Source organism: Burkholderia sp. 4M9327F10, from assembly GCF_005503145.1.
Lineage (GTDB): Bacteria > Pseudomonadota > Gammaproteobacteria > Burkholderiales > Burkholderiaceae > Paraburkholderia.
Genome location: NZ_SCNV01000027.1, coordinates 98,964 through 105,845, shown reverse-complemented (window position 1 = coordinate 105,845; position 6,882 = coordinate 98,964). Strand labels below are relative to the sequence as shown.

At 49.4% G+C, this 6,882-nt stretch carries 4 protein-coding genes; 3 read left to right on the top strand and 1 reads right to left on the bottom strand.

The window, feature by feature from the left end:
- Nucleotides 1-165 precede the first annotated feature (165 nt).
- From FFS45_RS23190 to FFS45_RS23180, 3 genes are all read left to right on the top strand, one after another.
- Entirely contained in the window at nucleotides 166-1,152 is a 987-nt protein-coding gene (locus FFS45_RS23190; protein WP_137956963.1) for a hypothetical protein, read from the top strand.
- A 3-nt stretch (nucleotides 1,153-1,155) separates the two neighbouring features.
- Nucleotides 1,156-2,562 carry an MBOAT family O-acyltransferase gene (locus FFS45_RS23185; RefSeq protein ID WP_137956962.1) on the top strand — a complete coding sequence of 469 codons (1,407 nt, stop codon included), beginning with the start codon at nucleotides 1,156-1,158 and terminating at the stop codon, nucleotides 2,560-2,562.
- Nucleotides 2,563-2,729: 167 nt separating this feature from the next.
- Nucleotides 2,730-4,229: a glycosyltransferase family 39 protein gene (locus tag FFS45_RS23180; RefSeq protein ID WP_137956961.1), complete on the top strand. Its 1,500-nt coding sequence runs from the start codon at nucleotides 2,730-2,732 to the stop codon at nucleotides 4,227-4,229.
- Between the two features lie 363 nt (nucleotides 4,230-4,592).
- On the opposite strand, the gene FFS45_RS23175 is transcribed toward FFS45_RS23180, so the two are convergent.
- Nucleotides 4,593-6,869: a YfhO family protein gene (locus tag FFS45_RS23175; protein WP_137956960.1), complete on the bottom strand. Its 2,277-nt coding sequence runs from the start codon at nucleotides 6,867-6,869 to the stop codon at nucleotides 4,593-4,595.
- Nucleotides 6,870-6,882 lie beyond the last annotated feature (13 nt).

Below are 6,882 nucleotides of genomic sequence, written 5' to 3'. Positions count from 1 at the left end.
GAAACTCCCAGAATCTTTATCAGATCGATATTCGTTCTGGGAGTTCTATTACCCGCCAACTAACCGCATCGCCAGGCTAGGCAGCGCCTTACGAACTTCTGCAAGGCAGACTCAATAATTTTCAAAGTTACTAATTATTACTACTGGGTCAAACCTGATTCGACAATGGGCTTGATAGTACAAACCCGCGATTCAGTTCTACATCAGCTGGTTGCCGGTAAAAAGAATATCATCGTGATGGGAGATTCCAGAGTCAGCGAAGGTTTCTCTGCAGCAGTTGCGAATAAAGTCAGCAATCGGACCGACATTAATTTTATTGAAGCGGGGATTCCCGGTACGTCTCCGCGCGTATGGTATTACTTCCTGAAAAACGTAGATCCAGATAGAAAACTATTTTCTGGCGTTGTACTTATGGTACACGATTACGATGATTACCACAACGATACGGATTTTTCGAATTTTTCTCTGGATTTGAAATATCTTCTTCCCATTACCGATTTTCGTGACACGTTTACAATCGCGAACAGCTTCTCTGGCTTTCACAACAAAATCGATGCGCTCGGTACGCTCATGACGCCAATCGTCACCGCGAGTGACGATTTATATGATTTTTTCGCCTCACCCGATAAACGCATATCCGACGCCCAAAGCTGGCATGAACACTTCTATCAATGGTCGTATAGCTATGCTGGCTCAACGTCGGCGGTACCGACTCTCGACGCAGCTCATTTTTACAATTTTGATTTCACGACTCAGAAATGGAATTCCGGCGAAATCTCTCAAATGCAACGCTATATCAGCTTCATGCTCGGCGAGATAAATCCAGTTGACCCTGAGCTCACAGCGCAATACCGTAATCAATGGTACGGCGGCATCGCCGCAGCTTATAGCGCCGCTAAAGTGCCCGTCATGATTTTTCAGATCCCGCGGGGACCATATGAGCAATATGATCAACGAACCTTTCGTACGGACGGTTCGCTTAGAGATCTGCAGGCGGCAGGAAGGCTCACCCTGTTGGATCAGCGGGCTTTTGAGCTGATAGAAAAGCCGGAAAATTTCCACGATGCCTTACATGTGAACCAACGCGGCCGGGAACTGCTCAGTGCAGCCGTCGCATCGGCAGTTACAACGCAAATTTCTTCAGGTAAGTGATTTATGCAGTTCAACTCATTTGAATACTGGATATTTTTCGCGATCGTATGCTGCGTGCTCGTTGCGAGTAAGCCGAACACTCGCCGCATCGCGATAGTTATATCCAGCTACGTGTTTTATTCATGCTGGGATCCGCGTTTTTCGATACTACTTGCAGCCTCTACCGTCGCAAACTATGCACTTGGCATATGCATTGAAGACGCTGCCGAACATAAACGCAAAGCATTCGTCAGCCTGGCGGTTGTGCTAAACCTCGTGGTGCTCGGATTCTTCAAGTATTTCAATTTTTTCGTTGGCTCATTCGCTGAAGCGCTACATCTGAGCGATCAGTCACTTAGTCTGCATATCATTCTCCCGGTCGGGATTAGCTTTTTCACCTTCGAAGGCATAGCTTACTGCGTTGACATATACCGCAAGGACATTCGAGCCGTTCGCAGCCTCACCGATTTCTCACTTTTCATTTCTTTCTTCCCCCACTTAGTTGCGGGGCCGATTATTCGACCTGAAAATTTTTTCCCACAGGTAGGGAAAAATTTCAGACCAACGATCGAGGATATCAGTTGGTCTGCATGTCAGATAATCAAAGGACTTATCAAGAAGATAATATTTGCAGATTTCTTTGCGGTAGTGGCCAATGATTATTTCAATGACCCGGCTACCAGCGCCGTAGCGCCAGCGATCGGAATTATCGCCTTTGCAATGCAGATTTATTTCGACTTCGCTGGTTATACAGACATAGCCCGCGGGTGCGCGGCGCTTCTCGGGTTCAAATTTCCCTCGAACTTTGAGCGTCCGTACCTGGCCACCAACATCGCTGATTTCTGGCGCCGTTGGCACATCTCGCTGTCTTCGTGGTTACGCGACTATCTGTACATCTCCCTTGGGGGGAATCGAGTTGGGCCATCCCGTACTTATCTAAACCTGATGATCGTTATGGGACTCGGTGGCCTTTGGCACGGCGCGAGCTGGAACTTCATGGTTTGGGGCTTGGCACACGGTGCTATGCTCTGCGTTCATCGTTGCTGGGGCCACCGAATCAAACCGCATATCGCTGTTGCACCCGCGATTCGCCCTGCGACGACACTGCTCGGTGGCATGTTGACCTTCGTTTGCGTCGCTATCGCGTGGATACCGTTTAGATCTGTCGACTTCGCCACGACTTCAGTCGTATTGAAGCAGTTGTTTTCGATAAAAGTGTTGAGTATTGCGGGATCGAACCAACACTATTGGCTGCTACTCGCGGTCAGTGCATTGTGGTGCATCGCCGATGGCAACCGGAGAATCCAACGCTGGCTGACCGAAAGCTTGCCGTATCCACTCATCGGGGTTCCGGTAGGCTTGGCACTTGTGTCCATGGAGCTGTTTGGACAATTCGATTTACACGTACCGTTTATCTACTTTAAGTTTTAACTGGTAGCGCTAACCTTAGCGATGCGCGTCCTTTGCCGGTCGGTGACTATCAAGGTGGATCACTCTCGTAGGCCGCGGCCGGGGCGCTCGTCTGCGATGGGTCCTTGGCGGGTTGCCTACCGGTTAGAATCTTGCCTTTCGCGAATCCATGTGGTCACGAGACTCCGATGAAACTTACAAAAAACGACGTAATAGGCATCTTCCTGCTGATGCTGATCTTTTGGCTAGGCGTGCTGCGCCAGGTCGAGCTGCCGGGACTCTATATGGATGCGGTAAACCCCGACTACCTGGCCGCGCAAACCCTAAATCCAGGTCTACAGAATCCAGCATGGGTAATACCTACCGCGGTGTTTCCGATCTTGGGCAGCCTGTATCACGGCGTCCAGAATTACTACGTTGACCTAATCACGTTTCGTCTCCTTGGAGTCAGCGTGACATCGGTGCGCATCTCACAGGCCCTGTTTGGAGCAGCGACCGTCGCGTTGCTATATCTGATTACGGTGCTCGCTACGCGTAACCGAATCGCTGCATTCATTGGTGCGGCTTTACTGGCGACGGACATCGCCTTTATTGCTTCCTTCCGAACGCAGTTCTACATAATCCTGGGTGGAGAAATGTGGCTTTTCGCCAGTCTCGCTGCTCTTTGGTACGGTAGCCGTATTGGCTTTTTTCTCTCAGGAATGTTTCTCGGACTAGCCACTTACGGATACTTCGTTCTTGGTTTCTTTGGCCCCGCGATGTTGATCCTGATGCTCAGCCGCCCCGACCGCAAACCTGCCGTGTGGATTTTAGGTTGCTTTGTAGGTGTACTCCCTTACGTCGCGGGCTATGCGTCGCTCGAAAGTGCTCTTGGCGGATTCCCCCAAGCTATCGAATGGCTACGTCATGCTACGCAAGATCTCGCTCCGCTATCGTCGAAGCTCTCGGCATGGGCAAGTCTCAAGTACACCTTAAGCGCCGCGTATCTCGCAATCACTAACGCCGGAAATGAATTCATGATCTTCGGACAAAGTGTCGGCGGCATATGGGGGACTATTAAAGCCGGGGGGTTCATCGCGGTATTTCTTGTGGCAATTGCACTGCTCAAACGCGAACGTCGCTTTCTGGTTTTTTTGCTGCCAATTTCATACCTCATCTTTGGAATCATTTTGGGCAGTCGTCTCTGGGCGCACCATTTCAGCGTGCTAGTCCCAGTCGCCTATTTATTGCTGGCTATGACACTCGCTGAAGTGATCAAGAGCCGATCGTCGATTTGGATTGCAACAGCGTGCGCTCTCGTCTTTTTCGCGGGGAATCTTCACCAGGGCGATAATTTTTACCGCAAACTCCGGTTGACTGGGGGCACCAATTTGACGACTGCAGCCACAACCACACTTGCAAATGACGCTCTGAGCGAGCCAAAGACGTTATATGTTTTCCCAGATTGGGGATTTTTCATGCCGTTCGTACTTTTGACCGAGAACCGCATACCTTATGTTCTCGAAACAGGGCAGATCGATAAATCGAAATGCCAATGTGACCGTGTACGGGTAGCCTTCTGGAAGGCTTCTGACGCGTCAAAGTACAACGCTGCTTTGACAGAGAAGGGGCTTCACGACGTTGAAACGAAGACATACAACCGAATTGATGGCGCGCCTGCTTTTTACGTCACGACCGGGGTCTACTAGAAGTCGGATGCGTGCCGGTGCGCGAAACTCTCGCGCGGCGGTGACGAGCGCAGGTTCGAAGCGGGGTACGCGGCCAGAGCACGAAGTTAGGCGGTGGAGGCCGCATCAACGCCTTCACATCGAAACTACGGCTTCCGATCCGGCTCATCCTCAAGTTGCGACAAAATCCGCCTTCCTGCGCCGCAGGGCCTCGCTTGAACCAACGTCGATCGACCTACAGTTGGAAGTGACGAGCTACCTTTAGCGGTAGCTCCTCCCTGATGAATGCCCTCTTGTCACTCCAATGAGCTGAAACGTAGAAGCGACTTTTTGAGGCAGCCGAACCTCATAGCCTCCATCAAATTCGTTAATAAAAATTCTTCGTTACGGTCGGCCGACACGCCGCCTACCAAAATAAAAAATGTAAATACAGGCAGTTAAAACTCCAACTAGCATCAACAACAATATCTTTTTGAAATAATCTGGAACGTATTTAAACTCAACAAAATGCGCACCGCCCGGCAAAGCCACTCCCAACTGGTTACCATTAACCTCGAAAACTTTCACGCGCTCGCCGTCCAGATACGCTGCCCACGACTTATCAAAAAACTCATTCAATACCAATACACTTTGCGCTGGACATGACGTTTCAAAGCGATCATAGGTGACGGTTCTCTCCTTCTCAACCAGATCACAATCTTGTCCCGTTACACCTCTCTGCGGCAGGGTCACTAGTGAATCATTTCCCAGAAACAAAACTCCACCCTCCGGATTAATGTTCGTAGTTTCCTTTTTAAATTGATCAATGGATTTAAAATACCCATCGATTGAAGTTTTCAAATAACCATGCGGCGACACAGCTTCTGCCTCATATATCGCGTAGCGGCCGACATCTTCAATACGCCTATACCCTCTCACAGCATCAGGGTTGCAAACATCGCAGATCATAAATTTCGCACCAAGCACAAAAAAATAATTATCCGCGCTTGGCCCTTGATAATACATCTCGCTGAACTGACGATATGGTGCAGGGTTAACGTATGCATTTAACGTTCGAATTCCCCGGTACGAGGCAAGCATGGAAGCCTGTTGTTTATCAATTTCTCCTTCAAATATCACCCTGTAATTCCGACCAGGATCCAATGCCGCGACGCGCGACAAGGCTCGATCGAGTTCGGAGGCATTCGTAATGAGATATTGACTTTCCTTCGGGACACTGAAAGGTATCCAATGTACTTCCATGGTCTGTAGTATCAAGGCGGTCACCGCCCAACTGCATGCCACAAACAACGCCCGAGATTCGGTCGGTGAAATATGAATGAGCAATGTCAAGGAAACCAACGCGCAGGTCAATAAAATAGTTAAAGCGGTCGGTACTCGCGCAATGATTTCCTGTCTACCGATTATTGCGGCGACAATTGCAATACCGATCAGAATTACAAATGGCGCAATCAAGACTTTAAGTCTTGATTTATCGATACGCAAGCAGATACGTGAGCGCAATTCATCGAGGCCTACAGAGGCTAAAGCAGCAACCGCAAACTGAAACAGAAACAGGAAGCGGCTCGGTTCACGTATCTTATTTAATATGGGCAAATAGTAATTAATGTACCCCAGCCCTAAATTAGTACCTGCTGCCGATAAAAATGAGTAGACAGCAGTAAACGCCATTACCTGCACAAACCACGATCGAGGTCGCCACGCCACAGCGACAGCCGCGAGCGAGAAAGGAATCAGGCCGACGAATTGCTGGCCCACTTTGAGACCTTCCATTTTAAACAAGGCACCACCAAGTTGTGTAACGGTCAGCTGATCCTCTGTAAACGCATTAAATGGGATGGGGGAGTTCCCGATCACCGCAGGGAAATTCCCAATCCATCTAATCATGTCATTCAAATTCAAAATCACCGGTGTAAGTACCGGTGAGACGATCAACAGGCTCAAGACTCCAATAATCACCACTCCGGCGGCTCGGCGCGTGATCTCGCGTATTCCTTGCCCGTTTATCCTATCACTCACAACCTTAACGACGAAAAATACCGCGGTCAAAAATAACGCATGTATCAAAGGCTGCGCCGGCGAAGCGAAAACAAGCATCACCATACCGCCGATAGCCATTAGCGGATATCGTCGCTGCTGTTTGCCGTTCAAAATTCCAACAAGGCCAGTGAGGTATAGTGGCAGCCAGGCATAGGGCGCAACGATGTTTATCCAGTAGGCGTAGATGAAACTGTTCGCACTAAAGGCAAATAGCGCAGCGCCGAGGACAGCCGATAAGCGAGATACCCCGACTTCGCGCAGTAAAATACACATGTTGATCTCTGCGATCAAGATGTGCATCAAAACGATCCAATGCATTGAATACATCGTATCGAATGGCGTTCGAAATAACGGGAGCCACGTGAAATAGAACGGGTAGAACGCCGACAGTTGAGGAAGATCGTAAAACGGAAGTCCACCGAGAAAGGTATCTGTTCTAAGCGGCCAAACTCCGTGACGCACAGCCGTCGACATCGTGGACAGGAGCGGTCCGAGAAAGTCTTCGTTATCCCTATAAAGTCCGAATGAACGATCGTGAGAAAATGCGTGTCTTAAAAACAGACCGAACACGGCTATCAAGGTCACCGCTAACAATAAATTCCGACGAAATATTTTTATCATTTTCCCCTCGTGC